Consider the following 1,325-nt stretch of genomic DNA (forward strand, 5'->3'; position numbering starts at 1 on the left):
ACCCTAACTGGGTTGCAGAAAGCGGGAGTTCCTTTGACCATCCCGCGCCGCACCACCAAGGACCACTTCGGACACGAGTGGCAGGGCGGCCTGCGCCACAACCGGGACACGCTCGCGGCCTGAGCCGAGGGCTCCCGGCTGGTGGCCGCCGGACTGGCCGACGAAGACACACCGCGCCGAGCCCTGCTCTCACCCCAGCTGCTGACCGGCAAGACCGCGGAGTTCGAGACCACGCTCGGGGTGGAGGCGTGGCTGCGCAGCCTGGAGCATCAGCACCCCGGACAACACGAGGGAGACGAACAGTGCACCGACTACGCGATGATGTCACCGCCTGCGCCACAGACGACGGCATGGTCCTGCTCGACGAACGCGCCGGGCGCTACTGGCAGTTGAACGGCACCGGCACCTTCGTCATGAAGGCACTGCTGGACGGCGCCACGCCCGGGCAGATCGCCGGACAACTCGCCGCCACCCGGCCGGTCACCCCCGAGCGCGCCACCGCCGATGTCACGGCACTGGTCGCACACCTGGTGAAAGAGAGGCTGGTGACCGACTCGTGAGCACGAGGCCCTGCGGGCGCGGCGGGACGTCACCGCCGTCAGCACCCTGTGGTCGGGCCACTACTGCCTCCCCGCTCCCTGGGCACCGTCCTGCTGTGCCGCATGCGAGGCCACTGGACCACCTGGTGCAGCGGAGTACGCACCTCACCGTTCGGCGCACACGCCCGGGTGGAGGCCGAGGGCCGGCCCGTCGGCGAACCCGAGGACACCACCACCTACCGGCCGATCCTCACCGTCCCGGCCGCGCCGGCGAACTCGACGCCGGACAACGGGAGATGACCTTCTCCCAGTGAGGGGTGGGCGTCCGGCCGACGTACTGGCAGGGGCTCGTATCCCCACTCCAGCGCGAGCTCCATGCCTGACACACTGCCCGTGACGCGGTGACGGCCGGTCCCGATCCGATCGGACGGGGCGAGTGCAAGTAGGCCGGTGCAGGCCGGCTCCACGGGATGGCCGGCATCCGCTGGCCCGCCTCGAGGTCTCGGACGAGTTGTCGCCCGATCGGACCGTTGGGTCCCCTGGCCGTCCGTGGCGGCTGAGTCGTCGCCGCGGAGCGGGCCGGAGCCGTCGGCCAGATGCGGGTCGTAAGCCTCGGGCCCAAGCCCGAGTTCGTGGGTGGAGCACTCGTCGAAGCGGCGACTCGGTCAGATCCCGGTCGGTTCAGGCTCCGGGCGCGGGCCGGACCGTGACGCCGTTGCGTTCGAGCAGGGCCGCGGTGACTCCGTCGCCTGCCGTCAGCCGGCCGGTGAACGAGCCGTCGTGGAC

Annotated in this window: 2 protein-coding genes and 1 pseudogene; 2 read left to right on the top strand and 1 reads right to left on the bottom strand. The window is 71.2% G+C overall.

The window, feature by feature from the left end; translation table 11 throughout:
• Nucleotides 1-302 precede the first annotated feature (302 nt).
• Together H5J33_RS35475 and H5J33_RS35480 are read left to right on the top strand one after the other, a co-directional pair.
• Nucleotides 303-560 (top strand): lasso peptide biosynthesis PqqD family chaperone, encoded by a 258-nt coding sequence (locus H5J33_RS35475; protein ID WP_309485573.1) that lies wholly within the window; start codon nucleotides 303-305, stop codon nucleotides 558-560.
• A 102-nt stretch (nucleotides 561-662) separates the two neighbouring features.
• Nucleotides 663-839: a lasso peptide biosynthesis B2 protein gene (locus tag H5J33_RS35480; protein ID WP_309485574.1), complete on the top strand. Its 177-nt coding sequence runs from the start codon at nucleotides 663-665 to the stop codon at nucleotides 837-839.
• Nucleotides 840-1,220: 381 nt separating this feature from the next.
• On the opposite strand, the pseudogene H5J33_RS38160 reads toward H5J33_RS35480, so the two are convergent.
• Nucleotides 1,221-1,325: pseudogene (locus H5J33_RS38160) on the bottom strand (DUF523 domain-containing protein); the annotation flags it as partial.

It is taken from the genome of Streptomyces sp. WELS2 (assembly GCF_013870595.1).
In the GTDB taxonomy this organism is placed as follows: Bacteria; Actinomycetota; Actinomycetes; order Streptomycetales; family Streptomycetaceae; genus Streptomyces.